17 protein-coding genes are annotated in these 22,690 nt (G+C 54.8%); all 17 read right to left on the bottom strand.

Features of this window, described 5'->3' with window-relative positions:
- Positions 1-19 precede the first annotated feature (19 nt).
- Positions 20-2,470 carry a hypothetical protein gene (locus ACZ5K9_RS12355; RefSeq protein WP_464271638.1) on the bottom strand — a complete coding sequence of 817 codons (2,451 nt, stop codon included), beginning with the start codon at positions 2,468-2,470 and terminating at the stop codon, positions 20-22.
- A 379-nt stretch (positions 2,471-2,849) separates the two neighbouring features.
- Positions 2,850-4,214: a phenylacetate--CoA ligase family protein gene (locus ACZ5K9_RS12350; protein WP_464271637.1), complete on the bottom strand. Its 1,365-nt coding sequence runs from the start codon at positions 4,212-4,214 to the stop codon at positions 2,850-2,852.
- A gap of 21 nt (positions 4,215-4,235) precedes the next feature.
- Complete coding sequence (gene asnB / locus ACZ5K9_RS12345) at positions 4,236-6,209, bottom strand: asparagine synthase (glutamine-hydrolyzing) (protein ID WP_464271636.1); 1,974 nt, start codon at positions 6,207-6,209, stop codon at positions 4,236-4,238.
- A 305-nt stretch (positions 6,210-6,514) separates the two neighbouring features.
- Positions 6,515-7,813, bottom strand: coding sequence for a hypothetical protein (locus ACZ5K9_RS12340; protein WP_464271635.1), 1,299 nt, complete (start codon positions 7,811-7,813; stop codon positions 6,515-6,517).
- Positions 7,814-7,860: 47 nt separating this feature from the next.
- Complete coding sequence (locus ACZ5K9_RS12335) at positions 7,861-8,991, bottom strand: glycosyltransferase (protein WP_464271634.1); 1,131 nt, start codon at positions 8,989-8,991, stop codon at positions 7,861-7,863.
- 7 nt (positions 8,992-8,998) lie between these two features.
- Entirely contained in the window at positions 8,999-10,000 is a 1,002-nt protein-coding gene (locus tag ACZ5K9_RS12330; RefSeq protein ID WP_464271633.1) for a polysaccharide deacetylase family protein, read from the bottom strand.
- 12 nt (positions 10,001-10,012) lie between these two features.
- Entirely contained in the window at positions 10,013-12,796 is a 2,784-nt protein-coding gene (locus ACZ5K9_RS12325) for a hypothetical protein (RefSeq protein WP_464271632.1), read from the bottom strand.
- A 395-nt stretch (positions 12,797-13,191) separates the two neighbouring features.
- Positions 13,192-14,298, bottom strand: coding sequence for a glycosyltransferase family 4 protein (locus tag ACZ5K9_RS12320; RefSeq protein WP_464271631.1), 1,107 nt, complete (start codon positions 14,296-14,298; stop codon positions 13,192-13,194).
- 36 nt (positions 14,299-14,334) lie between these two features.
- A complete protein-coding gene (locus tag ACZ5K9_RS12315) occupies positions 14,335-15,279 on the bottom strand; it encodes an O-antigen ligase family protein (RefSeq protein WP_464271630.1) in 945 nt (314 codons plus the stop codon).
- 426 nt (positions 15,280-15,705) lie between these two features.
- On the bottom strand, positions 15,706-16,470 hold the full coding sequence (locus ACZ5K9_RS12310; protein WP_464271629.1) for a hypothetical protein: 765 nt from the start codon (positions 16,468-16,470) through the stop codon (positions 15,706-15,708).
- A 12-nt stretch (positions 16,471-16,482) separates the two neighbouring features.
- Positions 16,483-17,475, bottom strand: a complete 993-nt coding sequence (locus ACZ5K9_RS12305) for a sulfotransferase (protein ID WP_464271628.1) — start codon at positions 17,473-17,475, stop codon at positions 16,483-16,485.
- A 19-nt stretch (positions 17,476-17,494) separates the two neighbouring features.
- Positions 17,495-18,967: a lipopolysaccharide biosynthesis protein gene (locus ACZ5K9_RS12300; protein ID WP_464271627.1), complete on the bottom strand. Its 1,473-nt coding sequence runs from the start codon at positions 18,965-18,967 to the stop codon at positions 17,495-17,497.
- Between the two features lie 145 nt (positions 18,968-19,112).
- Positions 19,113-19,325: a hypothetical protein gene (locus ACZ5K9_RS12295; RefSeq protein WP_464271626.1), complete on the bottom strand. Its 213-nt coding sequence runs from the start codon at positions 19,323-19,325 to the stop codon at positions 19,113-19,115.
- Between the two features lie 12 nt (positions 19,326-19,337).
- Positions 19,338-20,024: a phosphatidylserine decarboxylase gene (locus tag ACZ5K9_RS12290; protein ID WP_464271625.1), complete on the bottom strand. Its 687-nt coding sequence runs from the start codon at positions 20,022-20,024 to the stop codon at positions 19,338-19,340.
- A gap of 239 nt (positions 20,025-20,263) precedes the next feature.
- Positions 20,264-20,596, bottom strand: a complete 333-nt coding sequence (locus ACZ5K9_RS12285) for a hypothetical protein (RefSeq protein WP_464271624.1) — start codon at positions 20,594-20,596, stop codon at positions 20,264-20,266.
- Positions 20,593-21,459 (bottom strand): HesA/MoeB/ThiF family protein, encoded by an 867-nt coding sequence (locus ACZ5K9_RS12280; protein ID WP_464271623.1) that lies wholly within the window; start codon positions 21,457-21,459, stop codon positions 20,593-20,595. Before ACZ5K9_RS12280 ends, ACZ5K9_RS12285 begins: the two co-directional genes overlap by 4 nt.
- Entirely contained in the window at positions 21,449-22,684 is a 1,236-nt protein-coding gene (locus ACZ5K9_RS12275) for a glycosyltransferase family 4 protein (RefSeq protein WP_464271622.1), read from the bottom strand. The genes ACZ5K9_RS12280 and ACZ5K9_RS12275 overlap by 11 nt, the downstream gene beginning before the upstream one ends.
- Positions 22,685-22,690 lie beyond the last annotated feature (6 nt).

The following is a 22,690-nucleotide window of genomic DNA, read 5'->3' as shown; positions in this document are numbered from 1 at the left end:
CATTCCTTGCCCCGTGACGTCACATCCGTCCGATGCGGACCGTCACCCGACCCGCAGGTCCAGCCGGGGTTTCAAACAGCGCGACCCCCTCATTGTTCGCCTGCGTCCGGTGCTCGATTCCCGCCGATGAAATCATCACGGGAGTCCCGGCCGGCAAGTTCACCATCAGATGAAACATCGGCTGAGCCCTCTCCGGGACAAGATAGGAAACCTCATCCTGGATGTTCCCGTCTTTTCCGAAAAGCACCACCGTGTGTCCCCACAGAATCCCTTCGGCCCGTCCCGCGTCAATCCGCACAGGCGGTTCTGAAAAAGTCGATGCCTCGCCGGCAAGAGAGGGCTTCAGGGCGATAAGAAAGCAGTCCGCCTTGCGTTTTCCCGCAGGTTGAATTTCCAGCCGCCACAGGCCGGCGTCAAACCAGGGCTGCTCCGATGCCCCTTCCCCCATGTTGATCCCATCCAAATCCCCGTCGTCGCCGTCCACTTCCACGTAATAGCGATAGTCGACCCCGCCCACCTTGCGAAGGACCGCATCTTCAGGAAGCAAAGTGTAGACATAAAGGTTCGCCTGATCCCTTCGGAACACGGCCAGCCGATCCTGTGATTCAAGGATGCCGTTGTCCTGTGTCCCTACCAGCACGCGTTCTCGGGCCGTTTCCGGTTTCGTCCAACTGTGGAGCAACCATTTCTTCGTAAAGTGGGGCTGGACTGCGGCCACCCGGTCGTAAATCACCAGAGCGTCTTCTCGGGCGAGGTAGACCAGGGATCGTTCCACCTTTTCGACTTTCCCATCTTCTCCGTTGTCGTCGTAGCGTGTGTTGTTGTAAGCGCCGGTCAGATCGCTCGCCACGTAGACAAAACGCGGGTCATGATTGTCAAAGGCCGTGATGGTCCCGCCCTCGTAGTGGCGCCCTTTATGGAGGTTCGCCCGCCAATCGGCAAGACTCACCACGGCGCTTCCTGTGGGCATAACGAGGCGCTGACCGCCGTCGGCCACGTTGGTTTCGAAGAACCGATTGGGCTGCACCCGTTCTCCGGGACGGAGCACAAGAAGAGAGTTGGCCGCCACGGTTCGGATGTAATAATGGAGGCGGTGCGGCGAGGTGAATCCGCCGTACGTCCCGCTCGTGATGGCCAGGGGAATCTTTTTGGTCACGGTAAAATGTCCGGCGTGGTAATGGCCGTGATGAGTCAAAGTGTGCCCCGCGTGAAAGGAAATGAATGTGGCCTTGGGTCCCCAATCCGAGCGGATGAACACCTGCCCCATGCCCATTTCGCGGCCAAAGACCGCGCTTCGAGGCACCCGGCCTTCCAGCACGCTCAAGTCCTGCAAAGCGTCTTCCGGACCATGGTCCCATTCGGCTAAGCCCCGAAAGAGCGGAATCCCCCAGCGATAACCACTGTAATAGGCCTCGCTCCCGTGAAGACCGGTGAGGTATCGCGAATAATCCCGAAAGATGGGAAGACCTGTTCCCAGCGTCACAAGATCCACGACCCGTTGAGTTTCGTCTTTCAGGTCGTTTCGAGGGCCCGTGTCGGCATAAAGGACAAAGCGCCCGATGGGCTCCGTTCCGAGAAGTGTCCAAAGGCCCAATCGGGTGAGCGTATCAACCATGAGCGCCTTGAGATCCCCTTCGCGGACGGCATTGATATGGGCCAGGCAGGCCAGGGCGAAAGGAAACGCCCGATTGTTGATCCAATAATTGTAACCTTCAGGCCATCCGCCGCTCAGGCGAAACGCTTCCACTGATTCCAGAAAATGCCGCTGGGCTTGGGCCTGAAGCAGCGTGTCTTCCGGACCGTGAGAGTCCATGGCGGCGGCCACCACCCAGGCGGAAGCCGCCAACTGGGTCCTCCCGTGCCAGAGCGATGCCGAGTCGCCGTCCAAAACAAGCATGGAATCTTGGAGATTCTTACGCAATTTGAGGTTGAGGCGCTGGCGGTTTTCCGGACTCCAGGCAGGATGGTCCCCAAGAAGGTCGTAGGCCAGCGCAATTTCCAATCCATTGCCATAGTTTCCTTCCGCCCGGGGCGTCTCCAGGACAGCGTCCAGCAATGTGTCAACCGCTTTTTGGCCGGCTGCCCGATCGCCTCGACAAACCCAGGCCACTGCGCTGCTGATGATCCCCCCACCCGCAGCCACTTCATCTACTCTTTTTTTATAAGCCACATCCGAGGCATAGCGACGTCGAAGGTCGGAGACCGCTTCTCTTCCGGAAAAAAGAATCCTCGGATGCCCGGAAAGCATCTGTCCCTGTAGACTCTTTGCCTGATACCGGGGCCCGGGCCTGACGACTTCGGCCACCTGTTCCGGAAACAGCCCGAATTTATGCGCGGCCTTCACCACAAGCTGACGCGGTGTCAGGTCATAAGAGTGCAGGATTCTGTAACCCACATAGGCCCCGCCCATCAGGCTTACCAAACCCCAGAGCGCCAGCCCATGCCAGATGAGACGGAATAAACGGTTCACTTTGTATGAAACCCTACGGGACTTTCCAAGAAGAGGACCGAGCGCCGCCTTGGTCGGGACGCTCATTCCCCGCAACGGATGAAAGAGTGGCTCGGCTCCGGCCTTGTCTAAAAGCCCCCTTCCCGGCGCCTCGGTCCGCAGTCAAAGCCCCTGGTTCAAGGGGTGTGCATTGCACTTTTCTCAATCGAGCGCCAACCCGTAGGCTCGTCTGTACCGGACCATCCGACCTATTCACCGGCGGGCAGCGCCTTGGGGGGACAGAAAAGAGCACCCGGATCAAGGCCGGTTTGCCTGGATTTATCGGCACGTGTCATGGCTCGGACACAGCGTCCTCGGTCGGCATCGCCTTCCCGTCCGCGCACATCCGCAGGTCTGCTTCTCAAACGCGGCTCGCCGTTTCGGCCACCTTGGAAATCACATAACGGTACTTTCCTGAGGCTTCCGGCGGAATGTCGGAGACATGTTCGATCCGCACGTTCACTTTTTCGCCCATGCGCTTTTTGAAACCCCGCACAATGCGTTGGTCACCGTCCCCCGGATAGAGCTCAGCGTGGACTTTGAGAAGGACTCGAACGTCGTCAAAGTCTTCCTGGATGATCCGAAACTGGTCCACCCCCTCGATGTCGCGAACCACATAGATGACGGAAAGCCCGTGCTGCCAGCGGCCGTCCGGGGTCACCACAAAATCGGTGCTGCGGCCCTGCACCCGGCTCATGAGGCTGAAGCCTCGTCCGCATTGACAACACCCGGCGAGGGGCCCCGCCACATCGCCGGTGCGGTATCGAATGAACGGCATGCCCCAGGCATCCAGATGGGTGATGACGATTTCGCCGCTCTCATCGGGCCCCACGGGTTTCCCATCCCGAAGGAATTCGATGATGTAGTTGGGGTCCATGACATGATAGGAGCCTTCCGGGCACTGGTGATTGATGAAGCCACCTTCCCGGCTCCCGTAGGAATCCACCACGGGAACGCCGCCGAAATGGGAGGCGATGCTTTGCCTCTGATGATCGTAAAGCACTTCGGCCGTGCAAAATACCACGCGCACCCCCACGTCGTCCAGCCGGTACCCTTGAGACGCCGCCATGCGGCAGAAGAGATCGATGGTGCTGGGATAGCCGAAGACGCAATCGGGCCGGAACTTTCGAAATGCCTTCACAAACTCCGGAACGCGCTGGGCCGAAATCTCAAAGGCGCTTAAGAGCAGCTGGTTCGTCAGTCGATCCCGGAGGTCTTTCATCCGATCCTGCTTGGTGATTTCCAGCGGGGAGCCCCAAAGGTACAATTCCCGATGGCCGATGTCGATGCCCCACCAGCGGTGCGTCAGCGCCCGTGCCGCCGCATCATAGGCCTGACGGCGCCGATCGAAATAAAAGACCAGCGGCTCCCCGGAGGAGCCGCCCGTGTTGTAGCGAAACAGCCCACCGGGACAGTTTTTCCACAGCATATCCTTGAGGTTCTTTCGAATCTCCGCTTTGGTGAGCAGCGGCAGCTTTTCCAGGTCCCGAAAGTCGCTGAACCGTTTCGGATCAAAACCCACATCGGCGAACCGCCGTGCGTAAAACGGGATGTTTTGCTGCGCGTGAATTAAAAGTGAGCGCAGTTTCTCCAAGCGAAGCCGCCCCAACTCTTCCGGGCTTGCCCATTGCTCTCTTTCCAGCCGCCGCAGAAACTCGAAAGTGCGGCGACCCAGGAGCCGCTCGTGGAGCGGGAAAATCACATGTTTCACCAAGCCGGGATGCATGGATCCACCTCCTTTCTCGGTTCACACGCCGGTGCGCCCCCATAATGCAAACATCATCAGACCCCAAAGGGGGGTGGCATTGTCAAAACGGCCGCTTTGGTGGGCCGCCCACAATTTTCGAACGGTATCCTCCCGGAAATATTCCCTTGTGAGGGAGTCTTTGGCAAAGAGTGTCTCCTCAACGAGCCCGCGCAATTTGCCGCGCAGCCATTGGGCCAGGGGCACGACGAATCCGTGTTTTTTTCGATAAAGGACGTCCCCGGGCAGCCGCGCTCTGTTCATGGTTTTGAAAATGGCTTTGGATTCCGAGCCGCTAAGCTTGTAGCGGCTTGCCAGCCTGCCGGCCCATTCCACCAGCCGGTAATCCAGCAGGGGGGCCCGCACCTCCAGCGAATGGGCCATGCTCATGCGGTCTACCTTGACCAGGATGTCTTCCGGCAGGTAGGTCTTGATGTCCACATACTGGGCCCGTGTGACGGGATCCCCGCTGGGGCAATCCGCAAAGTGGCGAAGAAGGACGTGTTCCGCCCGTCCCGGCGGGAGCAGCCTTTGGAACTCGGGTCGGTAAAGTGTATGCTTTTCTTCCGGCTTGAAGTAAAAAGCCATGTCCCGACAGAACGCTTCTTCGAAGGATCGCGAGAGGTTGCCCAGGAACTTCTTCAAACGAAGCGGCCGCGGCCATCCATCGAGCCGCGGGTAAAAACAGCTCAAAGGCCCCAAGACCCCGGTGCGGATCCATGCCGGAAGCGCCCTTCGAATCCCGTCTTCCAGCCGGCACATGCGATAGCGTTGGGCATAGCCGGCAAAGACTTCGTCGCCTCCATCTCCCGAGAGAGCGACCGTGACCTCCTGCCGCGCCATTTGGGAAACGTACCACGTGGGAATGGCGGAAGCGTCGGCGAAAGGTTCATCGAAATGCCAAACGATTTGATGGATCACCGAAAGCGCGTCGGGGGAGACCACAAATTCCCGATGGTCCGTCTTGTAGCGATCGGCCACCTGGCGGGCAAAAGCCAGTTCGTCATAGCGGCGTTCCGAAAACCCAATGGAGGCGGTTTTCACGGGTCTTTGAGGCTGTTGCATGGCCATGGAAGCCACCACGGCGCTGGAATCCACCCCGCCGCTCAAAAAAGCCCCCAAGGGCACATCGCTCACCAGCCGCAGCCGCACGGCGTCGTCGAAAAGTTCCGTCAATTCCTCCACCAGGACGTCTTCGGGCCGGTTTGTGACGGAGTCCCCCATTTCCAGACGCCAATAGGTGTGTACAGTGAAATCCTCCTTGGTGCACAGGGCCCATTGGGCCGGCTCCAGCTTCCGCACCTGTTTGAAAATGGACATGGGCGACGGGACGTAGCCATAGCTCAGATACGCGTCCACGGCCTCGGGGTCCACGTCACAGGGGAATTCCCCCAGTTTGCGAATGGCTTTGAGTTCGGAGGCGAAGACCAATCGGTCCCGGTCCACGGCGTAGTAGAGGGGCTTTTTGCCCAAACGGTCTCGAACGAGCCACAGAACCTGCCGCTTGTCATCCCACAACCCGATGGCGAACATGCCCTGAAACCGCCTCGCAGCCTCTTCGCCCCATTCTTCCCAAGCGTGCACAATGACTTCCGTGTCCGATGCCGTGCGGAACCGATGGCCGCGTTCTTCCAGTTCCCGGCGCAACGCCTGAAAGTTGTAAATCTCGCCGTTAAAGACGACCCACACAGAGCCGTCTTCGTTGCTCATGGGCTGATCCCCTGTGTGGAGGTCGATGATGGCCAGGCGCCGGTGGGCCAAACCCACGGTGGGCATAAAATCCCCCGGGCGCGATTCTCCAAAAGCTTCGCTGGGCAACGGGGTTGACCCTTGGCACAGGCTGAAAGGGGGACGGCTGTTCAGGTAATAGCCCTCCCCGTCAGGTCCACGGTGCCGCAACGTGTCGTTCATGCGCCGCAGGGACACAAGGGGCACGGGCTTGCCGTGACGATGAAAAATGCCGCAGATCCCGCACACTCGATTGAACTCCTCTTCTATCTTGCGGCTAACAGCCGGTCGCAGGCCGCATCAAGGACCATCCGTCAATTCCGTGAACCGCCCGCGCGAAAGAACGCTCTTCGAGAGCCCCCAGATCCAGACCGCACTTTCGAAGGAGCACCGAAGAGGCGATCCGCCTTCCGGATGGATTTTTCGAGCCCGAAAAAACCGCCATCGCGCCTACCATGTCTTGCAGCTCTTCTTGTCATTCTCGCGGCCTTCGATGCGTCGGCACCAGTAGGGTGGCTCGGGCGCCATGCACCAGCAAAAAGACCGATCCGCCGCTATCTTCGGGCGGGCTGTGAACCCTTTTCGGGCCTTTTTCGGAAAGGTTCCAGCAGGGACTGGAGTTTGGGGCGCACGTTGGCCCAATAGAGACTGAGGCTTCCTTGGAGATCATCGGCCGCCGCCACATCGTCCCGATAGCCCCACAGGGCCTTCAGGGTGTGCATCACGCGTCGGGCGGTGGATTCTTGGGGGTAATCCAGGGGCGTGAGGCGTCCCGTGACAGCGTACAGGAGGTATTTCAAGAGCGCCTGCCGGCTCGAAGCCGTGCCTTGGACCCTGGCGCCGTCATGTTCATCCCCGGGAGCCGCAGCACCGAAGGCCGCAAGAAGGTAAGCGGGTTCATCGTAGCCGCACGCGAGCACTTTGGCTGTGGTTCCCCCGAGGCGATTGTTCACTTCAAGAAACCAGGCTTTTTGCGTCCGGGGATTCCAAAGAAATTCAAAATGAAACGGTCCCACCACGCCCAGATTTTTCAGAAATGCCCGGCACCCTGCTTCCAAGTCATGGGGAATCGGCATGGGTTGGATCTCGAGGGTCACCCCTTCGAACTTTCTGGGGACCAGAAAGCCCTGCAAACCCATCACCCTACCTGTGGCCATCCGGGCCCCATGAACCACCAGGTTGGGGAGATGCTGAAAAGGCTGCCCGATCAGGGGGCCGGCAAGGCGCTTCAAACCGGAGATAAAGCCCTCCAGAGCCTCTCGGTTCGAGACCACCCGCACCTTGAAAGCCGGCTCCACCCCCCCGGCGGCGGGCCGAAGGCACAAAGGGTAGAACTCCTGGGGAATGGAACGTAATTCATGGCCCGGTGGATCGATGATCACGGTGGGGAGAACGCGAAGGCCGCTTTGCCGAGCGGCTTCAATTTGAACTCTTTTATCAAGCAGCCGCTGCAGGCGCTCGGCGTCGGGAAACCACACCGTGCACGGGAGCCCGTGACAGCGGCTTTCTCTCTGAAGCCACACGCCCACACGCTCTTCGATGCAGGCAATGCCGTCCGCCCGAAAGATCTCAAGAAAATTCCGGATCACGGAAAAGCCCTGCGGTGTTTCAAGCCGATGGGGTTCTATAGCGCACCATGCCGCCAGGTACCGAGACGCCGGGGCCACGGCGTCTCGGGGCTGCACCGCGATGAGGCCCACCGGCCAACCTTTTCGCCCCCAGCTGCGCACGCACGCCAAGACGGGGGGGCTCCAGGTCCCCAAAATCACCGGCCGCACAATCCGGCTCCCACCCCGGCACGCGGGTGCGGCAACACCTGCCGGCTCACAGTTTCCGCAATCATCTTCGTGCATCCCCCCCTCACGCCGTTTTTCATGCCGGGCATGCCCAACACGCGGTTTCAGGCCCTTGAGGCCACCTCTTGATAGAGGGCCTTGTAGCGTTGGAGCATCCTTTCGATACCGTATTCGGACTGGACCGTCTTTCGTGCCTCTTCCCCCATGGGCTGCAACATCGCCGGGTTTTCCAGCAGTGTGCGGAGGGTCATCGCGAGAGCAACCGTGTCCCCCGAATTCACCAAGAACCCTTGTCTGCCCTGCTGCACGAGTCGCACGGCTGCGCCGACGGCTGTGGCCACCACTGGAAGACCGGACGCCATGGCTTCAAGCAGGGCGTAACTCAGGCCCTCTGTGTGGCTATTGAGGACGAAAAGGTCAAAGCAGCGCAAAAGGTCGTCCACATCGCTTCGCTTTCCCAAAAAAAACACATGGTGTTCCAATCCCAGCCCCCGTGCGCGACGTTCCATGTCAGCCCGAAGCGGGCCGTCTCCCACCAGCACAAGAAAAACCGAGGTCCTCAAATCCGAAACGGCATGGGCAAAAGCCTCCAAGAGTCCCTCGTGGTTTTTTACGGGCCGAAGGGCCGCGACGCATCCCACGACTATCCCGTCCGGAGGCAGCCCTTTCCTTTGGCGCAACATCCGCTTGGCTTCCTTGGAAGGGGCGGGAGCATATCGGGCGGTATCGACTCCATTGGGAATGAGTTCGACGGTTCGGGGGTCGATTCCCGTCAGCGCCGCGAGAAGCGCTCTCGCCTCTTCCGAAACCGCCGTCACTCGGCTGCTCAGAAGTCCGGCCGCCTTGTAGAGCTTTTTTTTGGTGGAAGAAAACCTCAGCCTTGGGTCTTCAACTCCGTGAAAAGTCTCCACGCACCGGCAGCCCGACAGCCGCGACGCCAGCACCGCATCGGGCCAAAGGGCCAAGTTGTTGACATGGACCACATGGACCTTGTACCTTTTGAAAAGCATGGCCATCCGTCCGAAGGCCGTGTAAGAGCGCCCGTCAAGGCCAAGCGCATGGCAGGGAATATCCATGGCAGCAGTATTGAGAAGAGTCTGGTCCGAACCGGCAATGGTGATGGAATGGCGCAGATTCGGCTCGGAGAGGCCGTGAATAAGCCTAAGAACGCCCATCTCGGCCCCGCCTACCCCCAAGTTTCCTAGAACATGCATGACGTGAATCGGTGCCGGCATTGTCCCCTTAGAGCCAGCGGTCCATAGCCTGTTCGGCCAAGCGACGCCATGTGATGGGAGGTGGCACCTGCGGTCGGTTGTGCCTGGCGTTCCCCACCGCGTGCTCCAGCTCTTTGCGAGACAGCTCACGGAAAGTCCGCACCCGAAAGCTGGATGCATTTGCCGCCAGGAACCGACAGAGCTTGTCGAAGCGCCGGATGACGTTCCACCGGGGCCGCATTCTCCGATACTGGACGTCGTAAGGTTTGAGGAAGCTGAACGAATGCAAAAGGACCGTAATGTTTCTTGGGCCGGTTCCGTTTCTCGCCGCATTCAGAACATATTTGATTTCCTCAAAACTGACGCCGTTGATATCCAACGGCATGGAACGTAGGGGACGCAGCCCCGAGGACTCCACAAACTGCGTCACAGGAAATTCGAAAATCCCCTCCTGTTCCGTCACATCGTTCACAGCCCAGTTGGGCAGCTTGCATGTGGTCCCCACATAGGCCTGATTGTAAGAGCTGTCGATGAGAAGCCCGTTGATTTTCAAAGCTCTGAGCGTCTTCACGTCCGCTCCGAAGCATCCGGCACGAAAAGCCAAGGGCTTCGGAGCCCCCCCACGCTCGAGCATCCGAGCCGCCTCTGAGATCATCTGGACTTGTGCGTCGAGTGGATAATCGCCACAAAGATCGGAAAATTTCAGGTCCTGAGGACGTTCCAAATCAAAGTTGAGATAATTGGGATGGAGATGGAGTTGAACGTCATGGTTGCGCCGAAGAATGGTGTGAACCACCTTTCGGGTTTCCATCGGACCAAAGTAGCGCTCTTGGAATGTTTCCACAAAAAAAACAAGAGATAACCCATACCTTTCGGCGATATCCATCATAAGAGAGATACCGTACTCACGATCATGGAGGCGGCCGAAAATCCGCTTCTCACTGCCTACAGGTTTTAATGCGGCATCGGCAAAGGCGCCGCCAATACTGCACTCCACATCTACAGTCAAAAACACATGGACTTCGTGCATGGAACACACTCGTTAAGGCTCACCCGCACCCTCTGTTTCAATGTCGAGATACACTTGGTTTGTGCGGCCCAGCCACCCATGAACTTTCGTTTCTGTTCCCGCAAACATTTCATCGATAAAACTGAGCGTCGCCCGATAAGCAGGATTGATATAGGTGCTGCCTTTCACGGTGTAGTAGAACATCGTATCTCGAAAACTTTTCCTCGCCCATTGGAGGTATTCAAGGTTTCCGCTCAATCTGTAGGCGTATGCGAAAAGGTCGCCATTGAAGGTATCTTTCACCACTTCCCCGGTTTTTCCGCTTTCACTGCCGTCAGGGTCTTCCTCAACCCAGACATACAGGGATTGCAGGGGACGATAGAGTCCTTCCGCATTTGTATCGCCCCCGAAAAGATATTTATTCTTCATAAAATCGGCCATTCTCAAGATAAGTTCGCCCAGGTCCGTATCCCGTGTTTCATAGTGAATCTGGATGAGAGGATCCAAGGCATAGGAATACATTGTATTGTATTGCTGCCCTGTGACAATGGCATCACAATTGTTACCCATGCCGAAATAGCCTTGTGCCCCGGCTTTTTGTTCCCGGTAAAGGATCCTGTTTTTAGCGATGTTGTAAGCGACTTGCAAGTGCTCTGGGTCACCGGTGACTCGATACAGGTGAATCAAATTCAGCATCGGCCAGGTTTCCGACCGCGTTTCTTCCGCTGCACAGGCTTGTTTTGTCGCGTCCTTGAGCCCTCCGGTCCCAAAGTAATTCATGGCACCTCGACCGACTTCTTGAGCGGCCTCGAGGGCTTTTCGGTCCCCCGTCAGAAGGTACCAGAGCAGCAAACCGCCGTTCCACGTGTGGCTGGGGCCGGCGACACGCGAAGGCATGTAGGCGGAGATCGTCGGATCCGCATGGGCATCCGTTTCATAAAAAGCCATGTGGTTGATCCACTTGTGGTTGTTCTGGGTATCTGTGCGCTCCCCGTGATACTGATCGATGTCGTAGCGGTGCCGGCACATCTGTTGGGCGGCATCGAAAAACCCCCGTACGCCCGTTCGCATGAAGTTCAATGTCATCCCCAGACACCAATCGTAATGCAAAGCACTGGGAACCTGCCCGGACCACAAAAGGTCTCCGAAGTGCATCCACCCGAAAAACCGGTTCTGGGAGTTATAGTTCCAGTGCGGCGGAGATGCCGTGCGTAATGTATCGATAGTCCACCCATTTTCCGAAACCTGGGGATCGACGAGGGCCTTTTGCAAAAGATCAAACCGCTCCATGGCTTCTCGAATCTCTGCATCGTCGTGGTCCGTTCCCGCGGGACGGAGAAACCCCATAGCCTTTGTCTCTGCGTACCACGATGGAGAGGCCACGGCGATCAGGCGTTGTTGTAAGCTTGCAGCTAATGCTTTAGTAGATTCCGGATTGTTTTCCATGCCGAAACTGATGATCAATTCATGGGTCTTATGTCTTCCCGCGTCAAAAAGATACAGATTGGGCGTCCGCCCAGCCTGACGGCAGTAAAGATCAAACTTCGGGTCAGGGAAATCTTCGCTACGACAATAAGGGTAATAACCTTCTTCCGGCCACAATCCGATACGCAACTCCTGAGCGGATACTTGAATCTTTTTTGGGAAATTTTGCCAGAAGTGCTGGATGCCCAACCCAAGGCTCACTCCTTGAGGACCCGCCACGTGGAACCAGCCGGGATGTCTCGCCCCCTCGGCGATCACGGATTGATTGGAGAAAATCTTGTAGTACGGACCCAGTTCAAATGTGGGTTCCAAAGTCCCTTTCATTGGATTTGCCAAGTTTTCCTTCCAGTCCTGCAAAAGCGAGATCGTCTCGCCGGGCTCGACCGGCACATGGACACCTTCGGTCCAAAACTCGGAGGCTCGTCCCATGGGCTGGCGAAACACGGCCTCGAGTTTGTCAAAAACCACCGCTTGTATGGGAGCGTATGACTGTTCCGGGTTGGTCCGGCCGTTGGCGCCATTATTTTCTATGGTCAAGACAATACGGACGAAAGATTTACCCGCGTAGAAATGAATCCGGCAGTCGTAGTAAAAAAATGAATGCTCATAGGGCTGGTTGAATCGTGGGTATTGATCCGGGTTGTGCACTGCGGGCGCGAAAAATTCCCCGGAGAATGAACGCAGCACTCCCCGGACGTGAACGACTGCCCGCAATGGACCACTCTCCTCGATTTCCACTAATTCGGGTCGCTGCGAAAGCGAATTGAAAACATTGCCCAGGGCGTCCCGGAGCTCCACACCTCCCTTCCCTGCCTGGTCCAAAACGGTCACGCCCCGTGACGTCCCGCTTCTCTTGAGCCTGACCTGGTCGAAAAAGTTGAAGACCGCCCTGTTGATCACAAATTCCGCAACTCCGGTATCAATGTTCATGAGATCGCCAGAAGACGTCACGCTGACTCGAAGTTCCGGAATCACCGGCTGACTGTCGTCAACCAAAAAGTACGTCGCCGTTCCATCGGCAGGCACATCCGCTTGAAAATCCACGAGCAGCCACTTTATGGGCTTGGACTGCTCTTCAGGCGTCCCATGCCACCGAGCGAGCGCCGTCATTTGGACTGGCACTCTCCGGCCGTCGGAGCTGCGCAGGCCCAGAGCCCCGATATTTGTGATCTGTGCCTTTTCCGGCAGAGGCACCCCACTTGTGACAGGCTCCGATACCCTACGGACGTCTGGCGAGGGATTCGTCACCACCAGCGGAATGTTCAGTGCCCACACAGTCCCTGAAGTCCAGAGACACCACGTTAGAAAAAAACCCTTCACATACTTTTTCAAGAGCGTCTCTCCATCCCTTTTCAAGATTTACGAATACGTAGACATCTTAGAATACAAAGTGCACAGTGTTTAATGTCCTGGATGGTCTTGGACTTCCTCGTACACTTTCATCCGGCAGGCGGATCCCTTCGGAAGTCTGGAAGTCTGTCCACGCCGTTTCGTCCCACGGATTCAGGTTTATCGTTGCGCCAAGCCCCCTGCAGAGGGACTGTTGTCCTCGTGAAGGCGCCCCTCAGTGCCCGCCCTTGGACCCGGGCCAGGTCCGATCCGACGGACCGCATTGAGTCAGGGGAGGCCACAGGGACCTGCGCCTGCGCTGTCATCGGCATATGTGAGGCTTCGATTCAAAACCGTGACCCTAGATATATTAGTGTGAGGGTAAGTATCCCACGAATTCAGAAGAAACCAAGTTTTTTTCTTTGCCTTTGGGCGTTCCTGCCCAGGGCTTTTTCAAGAACCTTAACCACTTGAGACCGCACAGCTTCTTCTGTGTACCGTTTTACCTCTTCTCGGGCATTCCATATGAGTTGTTTGGCTTTTTCCGGATTTTCCAAAAGATCCATCACGGCACGACCTAGACCCTCCCAGTCGTCCACATCCACAAGCACCCCCGTCCGCCCGTGTTCCACCAGGTAAGGAATGCCGCCGGCGTTGGTGGTCACCACCGGCAAACCCGAAGCAAAAGCTTCCAGGAGAGCATTGGGAAGGTTGTCGATCCTGGAAGCGTTGACAAAGATATCGTGGGTGTCGAAAAGTTCCGGCATGCGTTCATGAGGAACTGAACCCAAAAAGGTGACCGCTTGCTCTAAACCGAGAGCCTTGGCCAAGTCTTTCAGGCTTCGGGCCTGAGACCCGTTGCCTGCAATGGTCAGAGAAGCCTCGGGATACTTCTCCCATATTAGTCGGAAAGCTCTTAAGATCACGTCCAAGCCGTATATGGATTCCAGATTCCGTGCCGCAAGGAGAGCAGGTTTCAGGGGAACGCGCGGGCGGAAGAAAAAACGGCCTGTATCCACAACGCTGGGGACAACGGCCGCCTCCAGATCGAATTGGGATTCAAAGACTTCGGCGAGGAAAGGCGATGGGGCGAACACCACGTCCACTCGACGCATCAACGGTTTCAGGACGCGCCGGTAGCGTCGGCAGAATTCCCCGGCGCCTCCCCCTCGAGCACTTAAAACCAAAGCTTTTCCAAAGGTGTCGGCCACGAGGATCGTCGGGTAGGTCACCCAAAAAAAATAATCGAAAAAAGCACTGAACACCACGACCACATCGCATCGCCGCACGGCGGCGACGAGGTCTCGCAAGAACCGCGCCGTATTGACGGCTGTGCGGATGATCGGCACACGGTGCACAAGACGCCTCTGCCCCGGATCTCGATTGACTCTCACGGGAAAAACCTCATACCCCCACCGGTTCATCATTTCCAAAAATCTGTGCCCCTGGAGGGCCATCCCCCCATAGGGAGGCACAAACGGCGTGACAAGACAGATTTTCGTCATGATTACCCCTTAGAACGCGGGGAGGGTGAATATTCGCTAAACGGCTGAATGAGACTCATTCTGTAAGGCTCTCCTAAGGAAGGCCGGAAGAAGCAGTAACCAGTAGAATTCCTCAATGTAAGTCGAAGAAATAAAAAAAGCCGCCGTCAAATAAATGATCAGAGCGATTCGACAGCTGAAAGAGTACAGCTGATAAAAAGTTGCTCGGGTGTTTTCCAAAGATTTCGCTTCCTCTTCGAGCTTTCCGATGCATCGAAAGGAGCTCACCACCAGCATGATCAACCCCATAGCTCCTAAAATGCCCGTTTCCGCCAAACATCTGAGATAGGTGTTATGGGTATCTCTTCCCGCAAGCGCCGCATTGTAAGTCCCAGCGTAATCGAAGAACCGTCCAATCCCGACGCCCATGGGATGCTCCTGAAACATTTGAATCGCCACATTCCAAGCTGCCAAACGGCTTTGTGCGGATGCATCACGATCCTCATCTTCCGCTCGCAGCGTTTCCATTCTTTCCCAGAAAGCTCTATCCGTAACAGTTATAGCCGCCAGGAGTCCCAGTATTAAGCCTAACGCAACTTTTTTCCTATGGCTTTTCAAGCGGGGCAGAGAAATCAAGGTCCATAGGCCACCAAGCACCAGAGCCAAAAACGCGCCACGGGACCGTGTAATGACGATCGCATTGAGCATGAAAACAACGGCTGTTAGGGAAAAACATTTCTTCTTCCAATCTCCTTCGAGGAAAACAATCCCTGCAAACGGAAGAAGCCAGGCAAAATGAGCCGCAAGAAAGTTGCTCTCGGCAAAATCCGAACCGCCGAAGCCCCTGTCAAAGCGGCCGCCCTGAAATGTCCCCTCTCCGCTGTGTAAAGAAAATGAGAGATATAACGCCGCGCCCAAAAGGATAAGGATCATTCGCTCGAAACTTTTCTTGTTTTGTATAATCCTTGAGGCCATAAACAGCATGAAGGCCACTTTGGTCATCTTGACCAAGAGGTCGTCAATGCGGGAAATAGGGGCCGTGAGCACAGAAATCCAGAGGAGAAGAATATAGATTCCGAAGCATTTTTCAGGCCCCAAAAGCTCCAATTTCGCCCCGACTTTCTTCCAATGAAGAATCAGCCCAGCGGCCGTGCATAGGGAGAAAAACAAAGCATATCGGCTTGCGAACTCGGGGAGAAAGCGCCCCCACCATTGGATGCGTGGGTTGATGTTGTACGTCACCAGATACCCGTAGACTCCCCACTCTGGATGCCACACGACGCTCAGAAGTCCTGCCATCCCAGAGAGAACAAGATAAAATAGGGTTTTTCCGGGCATCCTCTCGCGCGCTCCAGATTTAAAGCCTTATGACCTCAGAATGATTTTTCGCCACCCGCGACCTTAATCCCACTGTGTTCCCACTGCATCTCAACTGCTTGTGCGGGCTTTTGCACGAGGGAACGTTATCACATCATGAAAAAGATACTTTTTAATTGTATATTGGAGTACCGCTCTCACATAGTCCGATGTGGAATATCTCTTACGGAACAAGGGGCCCCGATACACTGTGGTGACATCGTCCATCGACAGTGTCGTCCCAAAATGTGCGTTCATTCTATCGATACACCTGGAGGGGTGAAGGAGAAACTCCTCAAAAGTCAATTCGAGGACGTTATGTCCACCAAACTGTCCCAGAAATCTTTTTAGGCTCTTATGATAATTATTCAGGATCTGTCTATATTCACCCGGATGCATATAGACTCGTCGTTTAAGAATCAAACCCGCATAGGCTTGGGCAAACTCACGAGACATCACGAGGATATTGACATCGTCGAAAGCCATGAGTCGTTTCCAGAAATGGATGGTGTAAGTCAAACGGGGATCTTTCCAGATCCACGGTCTATGGGCTTCGCACTCCTCCAAAAATTGAAGATATCGTGTCACGTCGATGGTCTCGGCGAGATCCTCAAGTTTTTGAACATCAGGCGGCGGCAGATCATTGGCGTCACGATGAAGGTAGCCGGAAAGTCTCAACAATTTCATGTTCAAGGCAACGAGATCGGCATTCTCGAACGTGTCAAAGTCCAGTTTGGCGGTTTGCCGCCCCAGGTAGAAGCCTTGCCGCGCAAGAATACCCGTGAGAACCGAACTTCCGGCGGCGCCCGTTGTGAAAATCATTATGTTGTTCAGCATGGTATGTTTCCTTTATCGCCCATGATTCCAGTACCTCGAAAGGGGGGATTGGGAGAGAATCCTTTGGATGTCCTCACTGTCTTCCTTTCTCAGGCTCGACTTCCAGGAATCCCTTGTTTTCCCAGCATTTTTAAAAACACTGTAATATCGAGTTTCATGTTTCTTGGACATTAAAAGAATATTGTCCTCAACCCTTTTGGAGAATTTCAATCCGAGATAATGATAGATATTCCTGGCCTCTCGTAAAGAGTGACCGCAGACTTCTTCATAGACGATAACCATGGCATTAGGAGAGTCTTCGCAGAGATTGAGAGCTTCTTCATTCGCAACGACCCACCAATAAGCAAATCTCTTCGCCTCTGTCATTGACATGAGTTTTTCATAAGAAAGATCATAGGCCGAAGCTCGTTCGCAGGATAGAAGTTGACGCAGACGCGGTGTTGATCGTGTGACGGGGTTATTGTCCCTGAATCGGCCCGCCGACTCACCCCGGATAATCGAGTGATATACGGCGCAAGGGTGCCTCAGGATATATAAAAGTTTGAAACCACCTAAAACCTTCCTAAAGACGGGGATTCGACCGAAGGACTCCACCGACTTGATAACCAAAGGAACATCCTCGGGAACCGATAGTATTTGCCCAAAACGGAGTGTACTGCCCAATTTGGGTAAAACTTTTTCCACATAGGCCATGAACTTCAACTTGGCCCAATCCAGGTCCTCATAGAAGGTCTTTCGAAAAAGCGGCAGGCGCACAACACATCTTAGCGGAGCATTTTCCGGAAGCCCGGAAAAAAAGGCGTTCACGCGCCTCTCATGATCCTTTTGGATCTCTTGGGATGTGAAAAAGATGGGCAGGCTTCGGGACAGCGACCCGTTATCAGGCTCGTGCAAATACAACGTGTCTGGTGAGCTGTCGAGCATCTTCCCAATCCAGGTCGTTCCACTACGGGGCATGCCGAGAATCATAAACAAATTTCGTGCCCGGCGGGCTTGTGTCGCCATGCTCGTCCTCTCTATGTCTTCAGACGATTTCGGAGAGATTTTTCAACTGATTAAGAACCCATCTTTCTGTGGATCGGCTTTCTCTTCCAGAAAGGAACCACATGCCATAAATACAGGAAAAATATATAAGAAATCCGGTTAGACCGTTGCACACAAGAGCTCCAATGGTACTTCCATTGACGACTTTATCTATAAATGGTTTCGTATATATAATGAACGCCCACATGACACAGGAACTCACAACCGGCCTGACAAAACACCGGTATATCGCCCAATACGAGACACGCAAGGATTTCCTGATTTCGAAGAACATCGTGGGTGTCATGATCAGCTCGACGCAAAAAAGCGACCACGCTGCACCTAGAATCCCAGCTTTGAGGATGGCGTAGGTCAGCCCCCCGATCATCAGAACCACTCGCACAGTCAGCAGTTTGGTCACAACGAAAGGCCTGCCTTGGGCAAGAAAAACGGATCCTGTGTTGCTTTGTTGGGTCTTGAGTGCGGCACCGAGAGATAGCACGGTGAGGATCGGAACAGCATCCATCCATTTCGTCCCAAGTAAGATGGACACGAGAATCGAGGCATTGGCCGCGATCCAAACCCCCAAGGGGATAGTGACGAAGGCAATGGTCCCTAGAACTTTTAGATAAGCCTCTTGAAACAGTTCGACGTCGCCCCGCAGCTTCACAAAGGATGGGAAGGTGGCACGGGCGATGGGGTCTGACAGCTCCGACGTTGGCAGTGTCGCCAAGGATTGGCTCACACTGAAGGTGCCGACTTGATGGGTCCCCAGGAATTTACCGATCATAAGATCCGGTAATCTCTGTGTAAGGAAAGAAAGTGTCGTATTCCAATAGACCCATTTCGACCAATTCATCAGGGGTTTAATCTGCCTCCACGAAAATCGAGGCCGATGTGCACTTATAATGTAGCTTGTTATCACTTCAGTAATTCTCTGAACCCCTATTCCCGCAACCATTGCCCAGTAATTCCTGAGCCATAACCCCATTGCCACCGACACCAGAATGCCGATAACCTTGGCAGGCACTCTTAGCATAAACTCCATATGAAAACGCATGTCCTTATGAAAATAAACGACACCGATATTACGCCATCCTCCACAAATGATTATTATCGCCATGGTATAGAAGACATTCACAAGTCTAGGTTCGTTGTAGATATCGGCAACGGGAGAAGCGATCGCAATCAGTATGCCACCTTGCAAAAATCCAAGAAGCACCTGGACAGTCCATGCACTATCCAGATCGGATGGACTGAGATCTTCCTTCTGAACCAGATAAATATTGAAACCGAAATCACCTAGCATCTCCACAAACGCTATAACGGCCATGGCCATGGCGACAATGCCGAAGTCCGAAGGTGTAAGGAGCCGGGCCAGAATGATGGTGCTGGCTAAAGATATCAATTTCAGGCTGTGCGAGATGCCAAGGACCCATATGGATCCCTTGATGAGCTCGATTTGCCAACTCATAGATCTCTACCGGGCATTCGCCAAAAACTCATTGGATGACCGCACGACGTACCGTCGTCCCGCCGCGAAAGCATAGAGCGTAAGAACGTTACCAAGATATGACAGCGGCTCACGTGTTCTCCGGGGGAAAAACCTCGCACACCGCTCATGCCGCGTCCTTCACTTCAAATCCAAAGATGAAAAATGTTGCCACCGCCCAATAGACCAATGCCCCCAGGCGAACCGGAACAACATGACCGCTGTGAATATAAGGAATATCCACCGCCAGAATATACCACCCGCCTAGTAAGAAAAGCGGCATCACCAGGACTGTCAGACAAAATAAAAACAGAATACGACTATATTTCCATCGTATCATACTCCGCCCCCGTCAATATCTCGCAATAATGGTTTGTCCGCCAAGCACCTCCTGCCCAACGTGAACAAGAACCTGGACATTCATGGGCATTTCGAGGACCACATTGCTTCCGGCCAAGACTCTGCCCAGCCTTTGACCTCGCTTCACCTTTTGCCCTTCATGAACGAAGACCTCTATTCTATTGGCAAAAAAGCTGGTGATCTGGCGGACGACAATCTCTCCAATCTCGGTCCTGAGTATGGTCCATTTCTGATATGGGGCCATTTTTTCGAGCGTGTAGTCTCCTATCGTCAGACCTCGAGACAACGGTTTTCCCTCCCCTGCTACGGTCACGACTACGCCGTCCATGGGTACACGTTGGACGTGCACATCTGTGTAGCGCATTTCAATGAGAACGTGGTGTTTGCCGTCCACAAGCCCCGCCGCAGCGATGAAACCGTCCGCCGGCGACACGATGATATTCGGATCCTCGGGAATCAGGCGATCCGGATCCCGATTGAACCAGGCCAGGAATTGTTCGTCGGTCTTTTTGTCCCCCGAATCGTGCAGGTGAACACGATGCTTTACAACGATGTGCCTAAGAAACGGGGGGACGTTTGGAAAATAATAAACAAAATAACCCACGCCAAAGGTCAAGACAATGAACAAAACTGTCTGGAAGACCCTCAGCTTCACATGCAACGCCTTTTTTCCCGGCATAGTCTGTCCCTTTCCTTTCACACTTCATGAGACATGCATGATGGTCCAAGACCTTAGGACCGGATAAAGGCCATCCATTGAGAAGACTATTTCAGAAGCATGAAATTCTGAAGTTCCGGCGGGGCGAATTCCAAGCCAACTTTTTTCATTTCGTGCCATCCCCCGGCAACCGCTACGGCATTGATGCCTTTCGATCTCCACGATCCCGCCACCCGGGCGCTTTCGCCGGCATCCCAGCCTCACCCGCAATAGAGAACGACCAACTGCTGGCTGGAAATATTAAGCCGCGACGGGTCAAATTTATAATAATCTCTCAGTAAATAGCCTCTTGGCAATCGCGGCACGTCCAGACCGACGGCGATAAATATGGCCGCTGCTTTTTGATAGAGTGTGAGAGCCTCGTGAGGGGTGATTCTCGGAACCTCCGGAAAGAATTTCATCGGTGGTATCAGACCCATCTTAATGAGCTGAGCGTTTCGAGGATGAAGTTTCTTCGATTCGGCTCGGGAGTCTTTCACCGGGAGGAGAAAACAGCATGCAAACACCAAAAAAATGGATAGCACACGTTTCATGGGAGCCCTCCTCTTTTTTCGCCCCTGGGTGTTGCACGTGTCCGAAGCACCCGGTAGATCCGACGCGCCACATGGGGATTGATGGGAGACCACTCGTTAAGGATGCGGTAGTCCCCCTCAAAGACATCAAAACTCATGTATCGGGGGTATTGCGCGACTCTCCCTTTGCCAGTGAGGAGTTTGACAGCCTCCGCCACGATGAGGCATCCTACCATGTTGGTCACGAAGTTGAGAGAGGGAGCTGTGGGATGGACGTGTGCCCGGTCGAAGTCCTCGATCTCTTCGGGGGTCTGCTCTTCCAAGGGCTTTTTTTTGCCGAACTTGAGGCGCTTCCACAGGTTCTCCAAACCGCTGGTGCACGGTGAACGGCGGTAATCAAAGACCTGGACACGGCCGCCGGTCACGGTGGCATAGCCGTTCACCAGCGGTACTTTGCACTCCCGGGCCGCCACGTAAAAGAGCTTGGCGGACGGATAGTCGGCGTTCTGGATCACCATTCCCGCTCCCTCGACGAAAATCCTTACGTTGTCGTTGTTCACCCGCTCCCGGATCCTCAGTTCGATCTCCGCGTAGGGGTTGATCTCCAGGATGCGCTCCGCCGCCACATCTACCTTCCAGCGCCCCAAGGTCTTGGAGGTGGCAAAAAGCTGGCGGTTCAAATTGGACGCTTCGTAGCGATCCATATCCAGAAGCCGAAAGCGCTTCACACCCCAACGGGCCAGGAGCTCCGCCGTGATGGCTCCCACGCCGCCAAGACCCGCTATCGCGAAAGTGGTATCCCGAATGCGATCCACGGTATTTTTGGGAAAAGCTCTGTACGTTCGATCCAGCATGTCCCGAATATATTGGTCTTTAAGCTCCATAGGCCTGTCCGCAACCTGTTTTATCATCATCCAATTCACTCTCACGTGAGTTCTTCCCAAATATGGTGTCATAAACTTTAAGGAGGCGCCTGGCGGCTTCCGAGCCGCTGAAAACTTGGGCCGCTCGAGAGGCCCTCAAGAAGACGTCTTGGAGTACTTGAGGGTCTGAAAGATCCCTAATAGCTGTTTGGATGGTTTGCACCGAGTAATAGGGAAGCACGATGCCTAAGCCATACTTCCTTACGATCTGTCCGATCTCCCCGAAGTCACCACAAATGACCGGCCTGGCTGCGATGGCCTCAAAGAGTTTGTTGGGAGCGCTGAATCGTGCATTGGCATTGGCCGGATCGAAACCGTAAAAGACCACTTGCGACATGGCCGTGTATAGAGGAATCTTGGAAGGAGGAACAAATCCTAGATATAAGATGTTCGAATATTGGGCCGCTGCATCCTTTACAAATTCAGCCGCCGGGCCTCGCCCACCAAGGATGAGAAAGACATGGGGCATGCTTTTGACGGCTTCGACAAGAGGAACAATCTGACGTTCATATCCCAAATTGGCAATGAAAGAAACCACGAACGCATCTGAGGGAATGCCCAACTTCTTGCGTTCCAGTTCGAGGGTTTCTGCGTCAAACTGAAAGTCTGCAGCCCTTTTCCAATTGCCGACGACCACCGTCTTTCGAGCGCCTCTGGATTGAAAATGGTGCTCCAGTATTTCGCCAACGGTTATAAGCTGATCCACTCGAGGCAATATGAAGTTTTCAACAAGCACGATGATTTTTTTCATCCAGAAGGGAACGTTTTCCAGCATATCTGCAAAGCTTTCGTGGGCATCGTAGACCAAGGGGACATGACGAAGCCGGGCCAGAAGATAGCCCAGCGGGAGCGTGTCGAAGTCGTGAGAGTGGATGACTCTATAATCCATGCGAAAAGCTTTGAAGAAAGCCAAGACGAAAAAGAGTCCGAGGAATAACGTCTGCCCCACGCCTCTGCTGTGTGTGGAGCGCACATAAACCCTTTCCACATAAATCCCGTTGCTCTTCTCTCTTTGGGGACGTGCACGATCCCTATCCCAACACAAGATTGTCACACGGTACCCCGCCTCCACAAGCACACGCGCTTCGTACTCCACACGCGGATCCGGATCAAAGCTATTGCTCAACAACATGAGAATGTGAGGCCGGGAGATGTGAGCTTTTGATTTCTCGTCAGTGCATCCCATAGATAT

The sequence above is a fragment of the Desulfosoma profundi genome, from assembly GCF_055387865.1.
This window is presented reverse-complemented; position numbering and strand designations above follow the sequence as displayed.

What these genes read in the sequence shown, in the direction of transcription:
- ACZ5K9_RS12350 (WP_464271637.1), bottom strand. Translation starts at nt 4,214, where the DNA reads ATGCATCCCGGCTTGGTGAAACATGTGATTTTCCCGCTCCACGAGCGG.
- ACZ5K9_RS12340 (WP_464271635.1), bottom strand. Translation starts at nt 7,813, where the DNA reads ATGCACGAAGATGATTGCGGAAACTGTGAGCCGGCAGGTGTTGCCGCA.
- ACZ5K9_RS12335 (WP_464271634.1), bottom strand. Translation starts at nt 8,991, where the DNA reads ATGCCGGCACCGATTCACGTCATGCATGTTCTAGGAAACTTGGGGGTA.
- ACZ5K9_RS12330 (WP_464271633.1), bottom strand. Translation starts at nt 10,000, where the DNA reads ATGCACGAAGTCCATGTGTTTTTGACTGTAGATGTGGAGTGCAGTATT.
- ACZ5K9_RS12320 (WP_464271631.1), bottom strand. Translation starts at nt 14,298, where the DNA reads ATGACGAAAATCTGTCTTGTCACGCCGTTTGTGCCTCCCTATGGGGGG.
- ACZ5K9_RS12315 (WP_464271630.1), bottom strand. Translation starts at nt 15,279, where the DNA reads ATGACCAAAGTGGCCTTCATGCTGTTTATGGCCTCAAGGATTATACAA.
- ACZ5K9_RS12310 (WP_464271629.1), bottom strand. Translation starts at nt 16,470, where the DNA reads ATGCTGAACAACATAATGATTTTCACAACGGGCGCCGCCGGAAGTTCG.
- ACZ5K9_RS12305 (WP_464271628.1), bottom strand. Translation starts at nt 17,475, where the DNA reads ATGGCGACACAAGCCCGCCGGGCACGAAATTTGTTTATGATTCTCGGC.
- ACZ5K9_RS12300 (WP_464271627.1), bottom strand. Translation starts at nt 18,967, where the DNA reads ATGAGTTGGCAAATCGAGCTCATCAAGGGATCCATATGGGTCCTTGGC.
- ACZ5K9_RS12295 (WP_464271626.1), bottom strand. Translation starts at nt 19,325, where the DNA reads ATGATACGATGGAAATATAGTCGTATTCTGTTTTTATTTTGTCTGACA.
- ACZ5K9_RS12290 (WP_464271625.1), bottom strand. Translation starts at nt 20,024, where the DNA reads ATGCCGGGAAAAAAGGCGTTGCATGTGAAGCTGAGGGTCTTCCAGACA.
- ACZ5K9_RS12285 (WP_464271624.1), bottom strand. Translation starts at nt 20,596, where the DNA reads ATGAAACGTGTGCTATCCATTTTTTTGGTGTTTGCATGCTGTTTTCTC.
- ACZ5K9_RS12280 (WP_464271623.1), bottom strand. Translation starts at nt 21,459, where the DNA reads ATGGAGCTTAAAGACCAATATATTCGGGACATGCTGGATCGAACGTAC.
- ACZ5K9_RS12275 (WP_464271622.1), bottom strand. Translation starts at nt 22,684, where the DNA reads ATGGGATGCACTGACGAGAAATCAAAAGCTCACATCTCCCGGCCTCAC.